Here is a 16,460-nt window from a genome sequence, read left to right as displayed (position 1 = left end):
GCCGGGGGCGTGGGCCCCCGCCCCGTGCGCTCCCGGCGCGGGGAGGCACGGGAGGAGCGCGCGGGGCGGGGCGGACCCTGGTTTCAGTCCTTGCCGCGGCCGCTCAGCGCGTCGCGCGCCCGGTCCACGAGCCCGGCACCGGGCGCAAGCAGCTTGTTGAACGGCGGCCGGTCGGGGGCCGAGGGGTGCGGCCGGGTGGGCGCCATGGACTTGGCGCGGCGGGCCTTGTCGCCCAGCTCCTCGAGCTGGTCCTGCGAGCATGCCTGCCGCAGCATGGGGAAGAGGTTCTCCTCCTCGTCGCGGATATGTTCGCGGATCTCCAGCATCAGCCGGCCGATCAGCCGGTCGAACTCCGGCTCCGAGGCGCCGTGGCCCTCCAGGGCCTTCATGATCTCCTCGGCGGTGGCGTGGTCGTCGATCTCCTTGTCCGCGATGCGGCCCCCGTCCGGCACGTGCTCCCGCACGGCCGGGTAGAGGTACGCCTCCTCCGCGACGGAGTGCCGCACCAGCTCGATCGTGGCCCGGTCCGCCAGTTCCTTGCGCGCCTCGTGCCCCGGCGGAAGCGCCTCGATCTCCCGGAAGACGTCCTCCACCTCCCCGTGGTCCGTGGTCAGTTCCCTGATGATGTCTCCGCCGTGTCCCATGGTGCTGTCTCCTTCGACGTGCGTGAGGGCGCGTGTGCGCGACGCGTCGCGCGCCCGGGTATCCGGCGGGGGCGCGCGGAAAACATCGGGCTTCAGTCGTGGCAGACGCCGTCGCGCACCATCTCCAGGTGCATTTCCACGACCGGACGGGCCGCCTCGGCGGCTGCCTTGACGTCCGCGTTCGTGCCGGCGTCCAGCTCGCGGTCGATGAGGGCCAGCGTCGCCTCGTGGGCGGCGGCCTGGGTGAGGAGCCACTTCTCGTCGTACGCCGGTGTGCCCGCCTCGGCCCGGACCTCGGCGAGCTGCCGCTGCTGCTCCTCGGTGGGGGCGTCGGGCAGCGGTATGCCGAACTGGTCGGCCAGCTCGGTGAGCGCCTCGTCCAGACGCGTGTGGTCGCGCACCAGGGCGGCGCCGACGTTCTTGACGCACTGGGTGGTCGCGTTCTCACCCGCGTCCTGACCCGCGGCGATCTCCGCCAGATTGGACTGGTGTGCGCTTGTGACGAACGTCTCGTCCTCGGCGGAGACGTTGTCCTGCGCGTGGGCGAGGCCCGCGGGGGAACCGGCCAGGCACAGGGCGGCCAGGGTGATCGCTGCTGTTCGGACTGCTCGCATGGCAACTCCACTTGAGTGAACGGGGCGAGGCCCCGGGGCGCCCGCGCGCCTCAGTCGCCACTGTCCGCCGCCGCCCCGGGCGGCGCACATGGCCCGCGGCCATTCGGGTGAGAGTGGCGCGCGGCCGAGCGACTACCCTGGCTGGCGTTTGTCACCCGTACGCCCTACGCACGCCGGATCGGGAGGAAGTCGTCCGTGTGCGCCGATCTCTCACCCGTGATCGCGGCCACCACCCAGTGGCTGCTGCGCGCCTACCCGGCCGCGGACGGGCCGCTGGCCGAGGTCCTGGCGGAGGTGCAGGCGCGGCAGGCCGTCACCGTGGCCGCCTGGCTCCGGTATCCGACGGAGCTGGACGCCGCGCTGGTCGCGCTCGCGGGCCCCGGCGGCTCGGCGCACCTCGACTGGGTGGTCGGGGCGGACACCGTGCTGCTCGACGGCGCGGATTTCGCCTGGCGCACCTGGGTGGACGAGGCGGTCGCGAGCTGGGCCGCGTGCCTGCTGACCTCGGCCGCCCTGGCGGAACGGGCCGTTGCGACGGTGGCCCGCGGCGCGCACGCCAGCTCGTCCGCGGTCGAGTTCCGGCGGCTGACCGACCCCGCGGAACGTGACCGGCGGGCCGCGGCGCTCCTGCGGCATCCCGATCTGACCGCGCCGGTCGCCGAGCTGCACCGCGCGCAGTTGCTCTCCCGGCTGGCCCCCGGCGGCGGTGCGGCCTCCGGCGCCGCACCGGGCGCCGGCCAGGACCCGGACGCGGTCGGCAGCGCGTAGGGCCCTCAGGCGGCGCGGGCGCCGCCGCCCGCGCGGTGCGCGGCGACGGCCCGCCGGGTCTCCTCGTCGATCAGGTCGGCGTTGATGGCCGCGCCGGCGCGCACGCCGGCGTCGGCGGCGCCGATGACCTGCTGGGTCACGTTCGCCACGTTGCCCGCGACCCACACGCCGGGCACCTCCGTGGCGCCCATGGGGTCGGCGGCGACGTGGCTGCCGATCACGTGCCCGTCCCGTTCCACGTCCGTGGCGCGCAGGCCGAGCGGGGCGAGGAGGTCGGCGCGGGCGGTGAAGCGGGGGGCGACCGCCAGGGCGTCGCACGGGACGGTGGGCCCGGCGGCCGGCACGACGCCGGTGAGCCGGTCCCGTGTGATGTCCAGGCGCGCCACCGGCCCCTCGACGACGGAGATGCCGCGCGCCGCGAGCTGTTCGCGCCCGGCCTCGCCCGGCTCGGGCGCGGTGTGCAGGAACAGCGTGATGTGCGGGCTCCACTGCCGCCACAGCAGGGCCTGGTGCACGGCGGCGGGCCCGGTGGCCAGCACGCCGATCGCCGCGTCGCGCACCTCCCAGCCGTGGCAGTAGGGGCAGTGCAGCACTTCCCGGCCCCACCGTTCCGCCACGCCAAGCACCTCGGGCAGTTCGTCGCGCAGGCCGGTGGTCACCAGCAGCCGGGACGCCGCGACGTGCGCGCCGCCGCCGAGCACGACGCGGAAGTCCCCGCCGGGCAGGCGCTCGGCCCCGGTGACGGTGCCGGCGACGATCTCACCCCCGTAACCGGTCACCTCGGCGCGGCCGCGGGCGAGCAGCTGGGCGGGCGGGGTCCCTTCCCGGCCCAGGTAGGTGTGGACGCCGTCGGCCGGGGCGTTGCGGGGGCGCCCCGCATCGACGACGAGCACGGAACGCCGGGCGCGGGCGAGGGCGAGCGCACCGCTCAACCCGGCGGCGCCACCGCCGATGACCACGACGTCGTAACGCTTGGATGCCGGGAATTCCCGCGGGGTTGCTTCGGACATGAGTGATACCTCCGTTCCCTGCCGATGCTGCGGGACGGCTCCCCGGAGAGCAACACACGTTGCCACTCCGGCAACCTCCACACGGGGCGGTGGCGCGCAAAGGGCGTGCGCCGTCCTCGGACGCTCGGGCACACTGCCCGGATGAGCGGCTTCATCCCCGGTTCGGCGCAGGACAGGGCGCTGCGCGACGTCGCTGCCCGGTCGGCGGGCGGGCCTCTCGGCTGCGGCCTGCGCGTGACGATGAACTTTCATCCCGACCGGTTCTCGGGCGGCCGGGCCATCCTGGAACGGCTCGCGGCGGACGGCGTCTACCTGTCGCAGTTCGTGACCGGCACGAGCAACGGCGGGCTCACCGCCCGCCCGGGGGGCGACCGCTGGCACTGGGAGAGCCGGATCTTCGGCGGCGCCTACGACCATGCCCCCGCACGGGAACGGCCCGTCTACGGCGGGCTGAACGTCGCGCGCCTGAGCGTCGGCGCGGCACCGCGGTTCGGCTCGGCGCACTTCCGGCTGACGGCCGGGGTACTGCCGCGGGCGACGTTCTGCTACCCGGACAGTTCGGCGGGCCCGTCCGCGTTCGGCGTCGCCGCCCGCTTCGCGCTCGCCGAACGGGCCGCCGCGGACGGCTTCGACGTGCTGGACGGCCACATCGAGGCGCAGATTCACGGCGGCGTACGGCTCGGCCGCGACGTGGAGGCGCTGGTCCTCGACCCGTGCCACCGCGGAACGGCCGTGGAGGCGGCGGCCCGGCTGCTGCCCTGCCCGGTGGAGTGGCACGGCGGGTACCGGCTGACGGTGGCGGAGCTGCGGCGGCATCCGGACTTCCGCGGGCCCGAGTTCGTGGACCTGGGCGCGGAAATCGCCGTGAACGGGCTCCTCGTCCCGCGCACCATCGGCGAGGCCGCCGCGACCGGCCGGTACGACCCGCAGGCGCTGAAGAAGGTCTGGCACTACCTGGCCCGCTTCGGCGCGCCCCCGGAGCCGACCGCGCCCCCCGCGGACGGCCGGCCCGCCCCACGCCCCCGGACGGCACCCACCGGCTGAACGAGCCCCGCCGCGGCGCTACTCCCCCGCCCCGCAGGCGTTCCGCTTCGGCGCGGGTGGCGTCACGTCCGGTGGTCACGAAGCGGAGGACCACCGCGAGTTCGCGTTCCGAATCCGACGAGGACGGCCATCGTCCGCTCCCCCATGCCCGTGCAGAACTCCCCCGGCCTTCGACCGCCCGTCCACGGTGGGCTCGACCACGACCCGGCGGCGGTCGGACGCGGCGGGCACGCGACGGACGCATCCGGCACGGCCGAGACGGTCGAGCAGGCGCGCCCGGTCATCCGCATGCATGTTCACACGGGGTTGCACAAGTCTTGACTTAACCAATCGTCCGTTGCCACACTCCGGTGCAGCCGAAAGCGCTTGCTGCGGCTGCATGGCAGTCATGTCCGCCATGCGAATGAATCGATTCACGCACGTACTTCAGACGGACCCCCTCGTCCGGGAAACAAAGGAGCACCGGATGAGCCGCAGAGCCGCGGCCCTCGCCGCGGGACGCCCAGGACGAACGGGCCGTCCCGGCGGGCGGGACGGCCGCGGACCGGCCCGGCGCGCGAGACCCCGCGCCGCCGCCGGGACTTGCGGTCGCGGGCGAAGCAGGCAGACCGCCGGGCACGCCGACGGGAGGGAAGGGCGGAGCCGACGCGGCCCGCGGCCCGCCGCGTGACGCGGTGAGGAACAGGCCGGTGACGAACGGCCGGTGACGCCGTACGGGCACACCGGCCGGCCCGGCCGTGCGCAGACGTCGCGGAAGTGGGCGGAAAAGCCCTCGCCGACGTTTCCGAAAAGTTACCCGCTGTCCGGTTGCCCCCGCCGACCCCGACGGTATTGTAACGATTCACTTCGGGTGCCGCAGGGGGCTGAAAAGGCTATGACACCGCTCCTGAAGTGCTGTTACGCAATGGCAGAGCAGGGAGGCTCTACATGTCGATCAGAAAGACCGCGACGCGCGGTCTGACCCTGGCCCTCGTTGGTTCGCTGGCACTCACCGCATGCGGCTCCGATGGCGACGGCGGCGATGACGGAAAGGTCACGCTCAACTTCACCTGGTGGGGCGGCGCCGAGCGATCCGAGCGCTACGAGGCGGCCATCGACCTTTTCGAGCAGGAAAACCCGGATATCGAGGTGCAGACCAGCTTCGGCGAATTCCAGGACTACTGGACGCAGCGCAGCACGGACGCCACGTCCGCCGAGCTGCCCGATGTCATTCAGATGGACGCCTCGCGCCTGCTCGAATACGCGAACAACGGCCTGCTGTACGACATGTCCGAGTTCACGGACGGCGGCGCGCTCGACGTCTCCCAGATCGACGAGGAGCTGATCGCCTCCGGCGAGGTGAACGAGCAGCTGGTGGCCATTCCCACCGGCACCAACACCCTCGCCCTGCTCTACAACCCGGACCTGCTGGCCGAGCTCGGTGTCGAGATACCGGACTGGGACTACACGTGGGACGAGTACCACGACTTCCTTGCCGAGGTCACCGCGGCCGGCGCGGACATGGACCCCCCGGTGTACGGCGCCACGGACTACACGATGGTCTGGTGGTTCTTCATGCAGCACCTCGTCCAGCAGGGCATCGAGCCGTTCTCCGAGAACGGCGAGATGAACTTCGACGAGGAGGACATGCGCACGTTCATCTCCAGCACGGACGAGCTGCGCGAGCCCGAGGACCTCACCTTCCCCGCCGAGCGGACCGAGCAGCTGCTGCCGAAGGGCGGGTTCACCAGCGGTGAGGCCGCGGTGGAATTCCACTGGGACAACTTCCTGCACGGCTACTCCGCCGACCTCGGCACCGAGAACATGCAGCTGATGCCGGTGCCCTCGGGCGCGGACGGCCAGAAGCACATGTTCTTCAAGCCGACCATGCAGCTCTCCATGGGTGCGAACACCGATCATCCCGAAGAGGCCGCGCAGCTGATCGACTTCCTCATCAACTCCCCCGAGGCCGGCGAGATCATCGGCACCGACCTGGGTGTGCCGTCCTCCCAGGGCCGGCTGGACGCGCTGAACGTCGAGGAGGGCAGCCTGGACGCGCGGGTCATGGAGTACGAGCAGCGGGTGCGGGACGAGGGGCACGCGACCGCCACCGTTCCGGTCCAGCCGGAGGGCTTCGGCGCCCTGGAGACGGAGTACGTCGAGGTGCTGGCGCAGGAGTTCGGCTTCCGGCAGATCGACACGGACGAGTTCGTCGAGCGCTGGTTCGGCGAGGCGCCGAACCTGCTGGTGACCTACTGAACGCCACCCGCCCCGTGACGACGACTCCCCCGAACGGAACCAGCACATGACCGTGACGCACGAGGCGTCCCGGGCCACTCGGGCCGGCGGGCCCGCGCGACGGCCGCAGAACAAGCGGCCGTCGCGGCGGGCTGCCGAGACCCGGGCCGGTTACGCCTTCCTCGCCCCGTGGTTGCTCGGCTTCATCGCCCTGACGGCCGGGCCCATGATCGCCTCGCTCTACCTGGCGTTCACCGACTACCACCCCATCCGCGGCGGTGAGTGGATCGGCACCGAGAACTTCACTCGCCTCTTCGACGATCCGCGGTTCCTGGACTCGGTCCAGGTGACGCTGACGTACGCGATCGTCGGAACGCCGATCAAGCTGGCCGCCGCGCTCGGCGTCGCGATGCTGCTGAACAACAGGAAGCGCGGCAAGGGCACCTACCGGTCGCTTTTCTACGCCCCGTCACTGATCGGCGCCAGCGTCTCCATCGCCATCGTGTGGAAGGCGATGTTCAACGACCAGGGCATCATCGACGACATCGGGGACTACTTCGGCACCTGGAACGGCGGCTGGGTCGGCGACCCGGGCCGGACCATGCCGATGATGATCCTCCTGGCGGTGTGGCAGTTCGGCGCACCCATGGTCATCTTCCTGGCCGGTCTGAAGCAGATACCGAACGAGCTGTACGAGGCCGCGCAGGTGGACGGCGCCGGGCCGATGCGCCGGTTCACGCGGATCACGCTGCCGATGCTCTCGCCGGTGCTGTTCTTCAACCTGGTACTGGAAACGATCAACTCCTTCCAAGTCTTCGCGTCCGCGTTCATCATTTCCGGCGGGCGCGGCGGTCCGGCGAACTCCACGTTGTTCTACACGCTGTACCTCTACCAACGCGGCTTCGGCCAGGGCGGTCAGCTCGGCTATGCCGCGGCGATGGCGTGGCTGCTGGTCATCGCGGTCGGCATCATCACGCTGATCTTCTTCAGGACCTCGCGCTACTGGGTCCACTACTCCGGGGAGGGCCGATGAGCGCCACCATCCTCACCGACGGCCAGGCCGCCCCGGCGGCCGACCCGGGCGCCGAGCTGCGACGCCGCGCCAAGCGGCGCCGCGCGGGCAAGACGCTGCTGCTGCACATCGGCATCCTCGCGCTCGCCGCGGTCATGCTCTACCCGGGCGTGTGGATGCTGCTGTCGTCCTTCCGGCCGACGAACGAAATCGTCGGCCAGACGGGCCTGATTCCGGACAATACGACGCTGGACAACTTCAGGACCGCGTTCGAGGGAATCGGTGGCGTCTCATTCTGGACGTTCTTCACCAACTCCATGATTCTCGCGGTCGGCTCGGCCGTCGGCGTCTGCCTGTCCTGTTCGGTGTCGGCCTACGCGTTCGCGCGGATCGATTTTCCGGGGCGGAACCTCTTCTTCTCCCTGATGATCGGCACCCTGCTGCTCCCGTTCCACGTGGTGATCATTCCGCAGTTCATCATGTTCAACGAGATCGGCTGGACAGATTCCTACATGCCGCTGCTGATCGGCAAGTTCCTCGCGGCGGAGGCGTTCTTCGTCTTCCTGATGGTGCAGTTCATGCGGAACCTGCCCCGCGAGCTGGACGAGTCGGCGCGGATCGACGGCGCCGGGCACCTCCGGATCTTCACCGCGATCATGCTGCCGCTGATGCGTCCTGTGCTGGCCACGGCGTCGATCTTCGCGTTCATCTGGAGCTGGAACGACTTCCTCGCGCCGCTGATCTACCTGCGGACGCCGGACAAGTACCCGCTGCCCTTGATGCTGCGGCAGTACACGGACCAGACGAGCGTCTCGGACTACGGCGGCCAGATGGCGGCCGCGGTGCTGGCGCTCGCACCGGTGCTGATCTTCTTCATCCTCTTCCAGCGCTATATCGTCGAGGGCGTGGCGACCCAGGGCCTGAAGGGCTGATCTCATGGACGGCAAACGGTGGCAAACGGGCTTCGCCCTCTTCGGCGAGGTCGTCATCACCGGCCTGGTCGTGGCCCTGCTCACCGTGCCGGTCGTCACCGCGCTGCCCGCGCTGGCGGCCGGCGCCGCCCATCTGCGCCGGTACCTCACCGGCGACAGCGTCCGGGTGGCCGACCTGCTGCGGGACTTCACGGCGGCCTGCCGCACCCTGTGGCCGGCCGCGCTCGGCTGGACGGCGGCGCTGCTGCTCCTGCTGTGGAACCTGTCGCTCGCCCAGGCCGACGTGATCCCCGGCTCGGCCGGGATGCTCGCGGTCACCGTGCTGCTGCTCGCGGCCTGGGGGTCGCTGCTGCTGCGCGCCGCGGCGGCCTGGCGGCCGGGCCGCGCCGCGGCGCCGACCGTGCATGCGGCCGTCGCGCGGGCGCGGGAGGACGTGGCCGGCTCGGTGCTGCTGGCGTTCGCCTGCGGGATGTGTCTGGTGTTCGTATGGATGCTGCTGCCGCTCTACCTCGTGGCGGGCGGGTTGCTGGCGCTGGCCGCGATCGCCGTCGAGCACCGCGCCGCGGCCCGCGCCGAGCCCGGGTACGGCACCGCGGAGCCAGGCGGCCCGAGCGCCTGAGCGCCCGGGCCCTGTCCGGTCCTCCCGGGGGCGCCGCGTAGGTGCCGCGGTAGGTGCCGCGTAGGTTCCGGGGCACGGAGACGGCGGCACCACCGCGCGACGGTGGGCGAGCCCTCAGGCCAGGTCCGGGACTTTCGCGAGTTTGTCCGGGTTGCGCACGATGTCGATCGCGGTGATCAGCCCGGCGTCCACCGTGAACGCCATGACCGACAGCTCGCCATCGCTGCTCCGGAACACCAGCCCGGGAGCGCCGTTGACCTGGGTGAGCACGATGTCCAGCGGGCCGCCCTCGCGGGCTCTGGCGATCATCATGGGGGCCACCCGCGCCGCGCCGCGTTCCGCGTGCTGGAGCGTGGCGACCTTGCCGCCGCCGTCGCCGCGCAGCACGATGTCGCGGTCGAGCAGCGCGATGAGCCCCGGCAGGTCGCCGCCCTGGCAAGCGGCCAGGAACGCGTCGATCAGCTCCCGCTGTTGGGCTTCCGTCACCGGCCTCCGCGGGCGCCCGCCCTCGACCTGCCGGCGCGCCCGCGAGGCGAGCTGGCGCACGGCCGCCGGTGAGCGGCCGACGATCCCGGCGATCTCGCGGAAGGGAACGCCGAAGACGTCGTGCAGCACGAACGCGGTGCGTTCTGCGGGGGAAAGCCGCTCCAGGACGACGAGCAGCGCCATGCTCACCGACTCGTCCAGCGTGACGCGGTCGGCCGGGTCGCGCGAGCGGTCCTCGACCAGCGGCTCGGGCAGCCACGTGCCGACGTACTGCTCCCGGCGCGCACGCGCGCTGTTCAGGGCGTCGAGCGCCAATCTGCTGACGGTGGTCGTCAGCCAGGCGGCGAGATCGCGGACGACCGCCGGATCGGGCAGCCCGCGCAGCCGCAGCCACGCCTCCTGAACGCAGTCCTCGGCCTCGGCCAGCGAGCCCGTCATCGTGTAGGCCACGCGCAGCAGCCGCGGCCGGTTGGCCTCGAAGGAGCGCGCCAGCCGCTCCTCGGTCTCCCGTGCGTCCGACTCTGTGATTCCCATGCCCTGTTGACGACACAGCCGCTCCCGATGTGACACGTCCACCGGCCGGCTGGTGTGCGTGTCACACCTCGGAGGGCTGCGTCGTCAACAGGCTGCGGAAGCCCGGACCACCAGGAAAAAGCACGCCGACCGAGGAGAAGCCATGTCAGCAGACCAGCTGTCCCGCAACAAAGCGACGTTCAACCGCCTGCAAGAAGCCTTCGGCGGCGGCGATACGGAGCTGATGTCGAGAACGATCGACGAGGTCTTCCGGCCGGACGCCCTGATCCACATGCCGCTGCCGGTCGAAGCGACGGGGGCGCAGGCGATCAAAAAGGTGTTCACCACGCTCCACCAAGCCTTTCCCGACCTTCATATCGCGGTCGAGGATCTGATCGCCGAGGGGGACAAAGTCGTCTGCCGGAACACGGTGACAGGAACCCACCGAGGGGAGTACATGGGAATCCCGCCCACCGGCATCTCCATCACCTACAAGGAGATTTTCATCGGCCGCTTCACGGACGGCCGCGTAGCGGAGACGTGGGGAGTCGTCGACCTTTTGTCGCTGATGCGGCAGCTCGGCATGATCCCCGGTGGCTTTTCACCCGAATCACGTGGGGAGTGACGCACATATGCACGTCTTCCTGTGGATCGTGCAGGCGGTCCTGGCGGCCATGTTCGCCATGTCCGGCCTGGCCAAGGCCGTCCAGCCGAAGGAGAAGCAGGCCGCCAAGTATCCGTGGATGCGGAACGTCTCCCCGGCGACGGTGCGGTTCATCGGTGCCGTGGAGCTGCTCGGCGCGATCGGGCTGATCGTGCCGGCCGCCACCGGAATCGCGCCCGTGCTGACACCGCTCGCCGGTGCCGGGCTCGCGGCCGTGATGGCCATCGCGGCGGCCCTGCACATCCGCCGCGAAGAGCCGTCCGGAGTGGTGGTCACCGCCGTCCTGTTCGCGCTCGCCGCGCTCGTCGCGTGGGGCCGGTTCGGCCCCTACGGCTGGTGACCGCGGCCCGCGGCGGCGGGGCAATGCGGCTCGATGCGGCTCGATGCGGCTCAATGCGCCATGAGGATGCGCTGCAATTCTCTCGCCGCCCGGGGCGGGGAGACGTCGCCGCGGTGGGCGACCGAGATCGTGCGGTGCAGTCCGGGCGGGGCGAACGGGGTGGCGCGCAGGCCGGCCCGTTCGGCGACCATGCTCGGGACGACGGCGAGGCCGAGGCCCGCCCGGACGAAGCCGAGCACCGCGTCCATCTCGCCGCCCTCGACGCTGAACGTCGGCTCGAAGCCGGCGCCGTGGCAGGCCGCGAGGGTCAGCTCCCGCAGGTCGTAGCCGTGCCGGAACATCACCAGCGGCTCGCCCCGCAGATCCTCGATGCCGATGCGGTCCCCCGGCACGGGCGGCGGCAGCATGGGCGAGGAGATCACCACCAGCTCCTCCCGCAGCAGCTCCTCGGTGGCCAGCGCCGGGGCCTGCCCCGGCAGGGGCGTGATGATCAGCGCCAGGTCCAGCTCGCCGGCCGCGAGGATGCGCACCAGGTCCTGCGAGCCGTCCTCGTGGACGAACAGCTCGACGCCCGGGTAGCTGTCGCGGAACGTCCGCAGCACCCCGGGCACCAGGCTGGCGCACAGGCTCGGCGTCGCGCCGAGTCTGACCCGGCCGCGCCGCAGCTGCGCGACCTCCTGCACCTCGCGGCGGGCGGTGTCGGTGTCGGCCAGGATGCGGCGGGCCAGGGGCAGCAGGGCGGCACCGGCGTCGGTGAGCGAGATGTGGCCGCGGGCCCGGTGGAACAGCTCGGCGCCCAGCTCCCGTTCCAGGGCGCGGATCTGCTGCGAGAGCGACGGCTGGGCGACGTGCTCGCGGCGGGCCGCGCGCGTGAAATGCCGGGTCTCGGCGACGGCCGCGAAGTAGCGGAGCTGCTGCAATTGCATGTTGATAGCCTACGGCTATCGGAATCAGCCGTTCTATGTCTTGGACTGATTCCCCTGCCGCGACCTACGGTCGGATCATGGCTCTGGCGACGCGCCCGGAACAGCGCGACAAGCAACAGCGCGAAAAGCAGCGCCCGACCCGGCCCGTGTCCACGGCCGGGCGGCTCTGGCGATCCACGATCGGCAAGAAGACGGTCATGGCCGTCAGCGGTGCCGTCATGCTGCTCTACCTGATCGCGCACATGGTCGGGAACCTGAAGGTCTTCTTCGGCCCCGACGACATGAACAGCTACGCGCACTGGCTGCGGACCATCGGCGAGCCGGTGCTGCACCACGAGTGGTTCCTGTGGATCATGCGCGTCGCGCTGCTCGCCGCCGTGATCGCGCACGGCGTCGCCGCCTACCAGCTGAGCCGCCTCGACATCGCCGCGCGCCCCGTGAAGTACGTGCACCAGCGCCGCCGCACGAGCTACGCCACCCGCACCATGCGCTGGGGCGGGATCATCCTCGCGCTGTTCATCGTCTGGCACATCCTGGACCTCACCACCGGCACGGTGAACCCGAACGGCGAGCACGGCCGCCCGTACGAGAACATCGTGGCGACGTTCGACACCTGGTACGGCAACGTCATCTACTTCGTGGCGATGATCGCCGTCGGCCTGCACATCCGGCACGGCTTCTACGGCGCCGCGCAGACCCTGGGCGTCGGCAGCCCGACCCGCGACCGCGCGCTGAAGGTCACCGCCAACGGCCTCGCCCTGATCCTGACCATCGGCTTCCTCTCCGTACCCATCGGCGTGATGACGGGAGTAGTGGAATGACCACGCCCCACGGCAGCTACCTCGACTACCGCACCGGCGAGCCCGTCGTCGACACCAAGGCCCCCGACGGCCCCGTCGCCGAGCGCTGGAACCGGCGCCGCTTCGAGGCCAAGCTCGTCAACCCGGCGAACCGCCGCAAGCAGACCGTCATCGTCGTCGGCACCGGGCTCGCGGGCGGCGCGGCCGGCGCGACGCTCGCGGAGCAGGGCTACCGCGTCGTCCAGTTCTGCTACCAGGACTCCCCGCGGCGCGCCCACTCCATCGCCGCCCAGGGCGGCATCAACGCCGCGAAGAACTACCGCAACGACGGCGACTCGGTGCGCCGCCTCTTCTACGACACCGTCAAGGGCGGCGACTTCCGCGCCAGGGAGTCCAACGTCCACCGCCTCGCCGAGGTGTCCGTGGAGATCATCGACCAGTGCGTCGCCCAGGGCGTTCCGTTCGCCCGCGAGTACGGCGGCCTGCTCGACACCCGCTCGTTCGGCGGCGTCCAGGTCTCCCGCACCTTCTACGCCCGCGGCCAGACCGGGCAGCAGCTGCTGCTCGGCGCCTACCAGGCGCTGTCCCGGCAGATCGCCGCGGGCAACGTCGAGATGCACCCACGCACCGAAATGCTGGACCTGATCGTCGTCGACGGCCGGGCCCGCGGCATCGTCGCCCGAGACCTGATCACCGGCCGCGTCGACACCCACCTCGCCGACGCGGTCGTGCTGGCCACCGGCGGCTACGGCAACGTCTTCTTCCTCTCCACCAACGCGAAGAACTCCAACGCCACCGCCATCTGGCGCGCCCACCGGCGCGGCGCGTACTTCGCCAACCCGTGCTTCACCCAGATCCACCCCACCTGCATCCCGCGCTCGGGCGACCACCAGTCCAAGCTGACGCTGATGAGCGAATCGCTGCGCAACGACGGCCGCATCTGGGTGCCCAAGGAGCGCGGCGACACCCGGGCGCCCGGCGACATCCCCGAGGACGAGCGGGACTACTACCTGGAGCGGGCCTACCCATCGTTCGGCAATCTGGTGCCGCGCGACATCGCCTCCCGGGCCGCCAAGACCGTCTGCGACGAGGGCCGCGGCGTCGGCCCCGGCGGCCAGGGCGTCTACCTGGACTTCGCCGACGCGATCGCCCGCATGGGCCGCCCGGCGGTGGAGGCCAAGTACGGCAACCTCTTCGAGATGTACGAACGCATCACCGCCGAGGACCCGTACCAGGTGCCGATGCGCATCTACCCGGCCATCCACTACACGATGGGCGGCCTGTGGGTGGACTACGACCTCCAGACGACGATTCCCGGCCTGTTCGCGATCGGCGAGGCCAACTTCTCCGACCACGGCGCGAACCGGCTGGGCGCCTCCGCCCTGATGCAGGGCCTGGCCGACGGGTACTTCATCCTCCCGTCCACCCTCGCCGACTTCCTCGCCCGCCACCCCCACGACGAGGTGCCGGCCGACCACCCGGCGGTCACCGAGGCCGTGTTCGGCGTGACCGACCGCCTCTACCAGCTGCTGTCCAACAACGGCGACCGCACGCCCGACTCGTTCCACCGCGAGCTGGGCGAGCTGCTGTGGGACGAGTGCGGCATGTCCCGCAGCGACTCCGGGCTGCGCAAGGCGCTGGACCGCCTCCCCGCCCTGCGCGAGGAGTTCTGGCGGCGGATCAAGGTCCCCGGCAGCGGCACCGAGCTGAACCAGTCGCTGGAGAAGGCCAACCGCGTCGCCGACTACCTGGAGCTGGCCGAGCTGATGTGCCTGGACGCGCTGCACCGCGCCGAGTCCTGCGGCGGCCACTTCCGCGAGGAGAGCCAGACCCCGGACGGCGAGGCCGAGCGGCACGACGAGGAGTACACCTACGCCGCGGCCTGGGAGTTCACCGGCAGCGGCGCGGCGCCCGTGCTGCACAAGGAGCACCTCGTCTTCCACGACGTCCACCCCACCCAGCGGAGCTACGCGTGAACCTCACCCTGCGCATCTGGCGGCAGACGGGCCCCGACACCGAGGGCGCCATGACCACCTACGAGGTCACCGACGTCTCCCCCGACATGTCGTTCCTCGAAATGCTCGACACCCTGAACGAGGACCTGATCCTGCGCGGCGAGGAGCCCGTCGCGTTCGACCACGACTGCCGCGAGGGCATCTGCGGCGCCTGCGGCATGGTCATCAACGGCAACGCCCACGGGCCCGAGCGCACCACGACCTGCCAGCTGCACATGCGGCAGTTCGAGGACGGCGACGTCATCGACATCGAGCCCTGGCGGGCCGCCGCGTTCCCCGTGGTCAAGGACCTCGTCGTGGACCGCTCGGCGTTCGACCGCATCATCGGCTCCGGCGGCTACGTCACCGCCCCGACCGGCAGCGCCCCCGAGGCGCACGCCACCCCGGTGCCCAAAGCGGCGGCGGACACCGCGTTCGAGCACGCCGAGTGCATCGGCTGCGGCGCCTGCGTGGCCGCCTGCCCCAACGGGTCGGCCATGCTGTTCACCTCGGCCAAGGTCGTGCACCTCAACACGCTCCCGCAGGGCGGTCCCGAGCGCGAGAGCCGCGTGCTCGACATGGTCGACACCATGGACGACGAGGGCTTCGGCGGCTGCACCAACACCGGCATGTGCACCACGGTGTGCCCCAAGGGCATCCCGATGTCGTCCATCACCACCATGAACCGCGAGTATCTGCGCGCCCTCCGCAAGGGCGTCTGACTCGGGCGGCCCGGGGGCGGTCCTCTTATACGGCGGCGGGAAGGGAGAGCGGCCCTCCCGCCGGAGGGCCGCCCCCTTTCCTTGCCCGGATCAGCCGGGCATACGGCTCACAGGCCGATGGTGCCGGTGCCCGCTCCCGCCGTCACCAGCGCCTTGACGTCCGCGGCCGGGTCGGGCGTGTAGGAGTAGAACGCGCCGGGGTCGCGGACCTCGCCGCCGACGACGGGCTCGCCCGTCTCCCCCTCGAAGTGGTTGTTGCGCTCCACGATGTTGCCGCTGGGGCCCGAGTAGTCGGTCGTCATGGGCTCCTCGACGTCCTCGAAGAAGTTGCTCTCGATCCAGCAGCCGGAGTCGGCCTGGCAGGCCGGGCCGGTGTCGCTGTTGTCGAAGAAGTAGTTGTTGAAGACGTGCACCGGGTTGCCGAACCGCACCCGGGGATTGCGCTGCGGGGTCTGGTCGTACCAGTTGTGGTGGTACGTGACGTTCAGGTGGCCCACGTCCTGGGCCGCGTTGTCGTCGTCGTGCCCGAGCAGCATGTTCTTGGCGTGGTCGTGCGTGTGGTTCCACGAGACGGTGATGTAGCTGGAGCCGCGCTTGATGTCGATGAGGCCGTCATAGCCCTCGGCCAGATCGTTGTGGTCGATCCACACGTGGTGCGAGAACATCTGGACGTTGATCGAGTCGTCGCTCGCGTCCCGGAAGTTCAGGTTGCGGATGATCACGTTGTGCACGGCGTCCGGCGGCGGCGAGGTCACGGACTCGTCGACCGGCAGGCCGACGTTCAGCCCGCCGCCGCTGATGCCGGAGTCGGCGCCGACGCCGACGATCGTGGTGTCGGAGCTGACGTCGTACATGCCGGCGGGCAGCGTGATCATGCCCTCCACGACGACGGTCCGCGGCCCGTCGGCCGCGATCGCCTCGATGAACGAGGCCGCGTCCGAGACCGGGATCTGCGGCCCGCCGGCGCCGCCCGTGGTGCCGTCCTGCCCGAGCGCGGACATGCTCGCGAACCCGGTCGGCGTCTCGGCGAGCACGGACGGCGGCACGGTGTGGGCGGCGGCCGGCGCCGACTGGGTCACGGCAAGACCGGTGCCGAGCACGGTGACGGCGGCGGCCGAGACGGCGGCCGCCTTGGTGCGGAGCTTCATGGCTCCT

At 71.3% G+C, this 16,460-nt stretch carries 17 protein-coding genes; 11 read left to right on the top strand and 6 right to left on the bottom strand.

The window, feature by feature from the left end; genetic code table 11:
* Positions 1-83 precede the first annotated feature (83 nt).
* Entirely contained in the window at positions 84-644 is a 561-nt protein-coding gene (locus STBA_RS29005) for a hemerythrin domain-containing protein (RefSeq protein ID WP_077062023.1), read from the bottom strand.
* A gap of 92 nt (positions 645-736) precedes the next feature.
* Entirely contained in the window at positions 737-1,258 is a 522-nt protein-coding gene (locus STBA_RS29000; protein ID WP_077062022.1) for a DUF4142 domain-containing protein, read from the bottom strand.
* A 195-nt stretch (positions 1,259-1,453) separates the two neighbouring features.
* On the opposite strand from STBA_RS29000, the gene STBA_RS28995 reads away from it, so the two are divergent.
* Positions 1,454-2,026: a hypothetical protein gene (locus tag STBA_RS28995; RefSeq protein WP_077062021.1), complete on the top strand. Its 573-nt coding sequence runs from the start codon at positions 1,454-1,456 to the stop codon at positions 2,024-2,026.
* Positions 2,027-2,031: 5 nt separating this feature from the next.
* On the opposite strand, the gene STBA_RS28990 is transcribed toward STBA_RS28995, so the two are convergent.
* Positions 2,032-3,036 (bottom strand): NAD(P)/FAD-dependent oxidoreductase, encoded by a 1,005-nt coding sequence (locus tag STBA_RS28990; RefSeq protein WP_077062020.1) that lies wholly within the window; start codon positions 3,034-3,036, stop codon positions 2,032-2,034.
* 141 nt (positions 3,037-3,177) lie between these two features.
* Here STBA_RS28990 and STBA_RS28985 point away from each other — a divergent pair, with 141 nt between their 5' ends.
* From STBA_RS28985 to STBA_RS28965, 5 genes are all read left to right on the top strand, one after another.
* Positions 3,178-4,080: a DUF3626 domain-containing protein gene (locus STBA_RS28985; protein WP_077062019.1), complete on the top strand. Its 903-nt coding sequence runs from the start codon at positions 3,178-3,180 to the stop codon at positions 4,078-4,080.
* Between the two features lie 927 nt (positions 4,081-5,007).
* On the top strand, positions 5,008-6,318 hold the full coding sequence (locus STBA_RS28980) for an ABC transporter substrate-binding protein (protein ID WP_077062018.1): 1,311 nt from the start codon (positions 5,008-5,010) through the stop codon (positions 6,316-6,318).
* A 46-nt stretch (positions 6,319-6,364) separates the two neighbouring features.
* Positions 6,365-7,330: a sugar ABC transporter permease gene (locus STBA_RS28975; RefSeq protein WP_077062017.1), complete on the top strand. Its 966-nt coding sequence runs from the start codon at positions 6,365-6,367 to the stop codon at positions 7,328-7,330.
* The gene (locus STBA_RS28970) at positions 7,327-8,241 is read left to right on the top strand and encodes a carbohydrate ABC transporter permease (protein WP_077062016.1); all 915 of its coding nucleotides are present in this window, start codon (positions 7,327-7,329) and stop codon (positions 8,239-8,241) included. Before STBA_RS28975 ends, STBA_RS28970 begins: the two co-directional genes overlap by 4 nt.
* 4 nt (positions 8,242-8,245) lie before the next feature.
* Complete coding sequence (locus STBA_RS28965; RefSeq protein WP_077062015.1) at positions 8,246-8,860, top strand: hypothetical protein; 615 nt, start codon at positions 8,246-8,248, stop codon at positions 8,858-8,860.
* Positions 8,861-8,974: 114 nt separating this feature from the next.
* Here the strand turns inward: STBA_RS28965 and sigJ are convergent, their stop codons facing one another.
* Positions 8,975-9,880, bottom strand: coding sequence for an RNA polymerase sigma factor SigJ (sigJ, locus tag STBA_RS28960; RefSeq protein WP_077062014.1), 906 nt, complete (start codon positions 9,878-9,880; stop codon positions 8,975-8,977).
* Positions 9,881-10,022: 142 nt separating this feature from the next.
* On the opposite strand from sigJ, the gene STBA_RS28955 reads away from it, so the two are divergent.
* Together STBA_RS28955 and STBA_RS28950 are read left to right on the top strand one after the other, a co-directional pair.
* Positions 10,023-10,484, top strand: coding sequence for an ester cyclase (locus STBA_RS28955; RefSeq protein ID WP_077062013.1), 462 nt, complete (start codon positions 10,023-10,025; stop codon positions 10,482-10,484).
* 7 nt (positions 10,485-10,491) lie between these two features.
* Positions 10,492-10,863, top strand: coding sequence for a DoxX family protein (locus tag STBA_RS28950; protein WP_077062012.1), 372 nt, complete (start codon positions 10,492-10,494; stop codon positions 10,861-10,863).
* A 50-nt stretch (positions 10,864-10,913) separates the two neighbouring features.
* Here STBA_RS28950 and STBA_RS28945 read toward each other — a convergent pair whose 3' ends face one another.
* Positions 10,914-11,789 carry a LysR substrate-binding domain-containing protein gene (locus STBA_RS28945; protein ID WP_077062011.1) on the bottom strand — a complete coding sequence of 292 codons (876 nt, stop codon included), beginning with the start codon at positions 11,787-11,789 and terminating at the stop codon, positions 10,914-10,916.
* 77 nt (positions 11,790-11,866) lie between these two features.
* On the opposite strand from STBA_RS28945, the gene STBA_RS28940 reads away from it, so the two are divergent.
* The 3 genes from STBA_RS28940 to STBA_RS28930 are packed head-to-tail and all read left to right on the top strand — an operon-like array spanning position 11,867 to position 15,305.
* Positions 11,867-12,610 (top strand): succinate dehydrogenase cytochrome b subunit, encoded by a 744-nt coding sequence (locus STBA_RS28940; RefSeq protein ID WP_077062010.1) that lies wholly within the window; start codon positions 11,867-11,869, stop codon positions 12,608-12,610.
* Entirely contained in the window at positions 12,607-14,565 is a 1,959-nt protein-coding gene (locus tag STBA_RS28935) for a fumarate reductase/succinate dehydrogenase flavoprotein subunit (protein ID WP_077062009.1), read from the top strand. The genes STBA_RS28940 and STBA_RS28935 overlap by 4 nt, the downstream gene beginning before the upstream one ends.
* Positions 14,562-15,305 (top strand): succinate dehydrogenase/fumarate reductase iron-sulfur subunit, encoded by a 744-nt coding sequence (locus tag STBA_RS28930; RefSeq protein WP_077062008.1) that lies wholly within the window; start codon positions 14,562-14,564, stop codon positions 15,303-15,305. The genes STBA_RS28935 and STBA_RS28930 overlap by 4 nt, the downstream gene beginning before the upstream one ends.
* A gap of 107 nt (positions 15,306-15,412) precedes the next feature.
* On the opposite strand, the gene STBA_RS28925 is transcribed toward STBA_RS28930, so the two are convergent.
* The coding region (locus STBA_RS28925; protein ID WP_216355985.1) for a hypothetical protein at positions 15,413-16,460 on the bottom strand (1,048 nt) is incomplete at its 5' end.

It is taken from the genome of Streptomyces sp. MP131-18, from assembly GCF_001984575.1.
Lineage (GTDB): Bacteria > Actinomycetota > Actinomycetes > Streptomycetales > Streptomycetaceae > Streptomyces > Streptomyces johnsoniae.
This window is presented reverse-complemented; position numbering and strand designations above follow the sequence as displayed.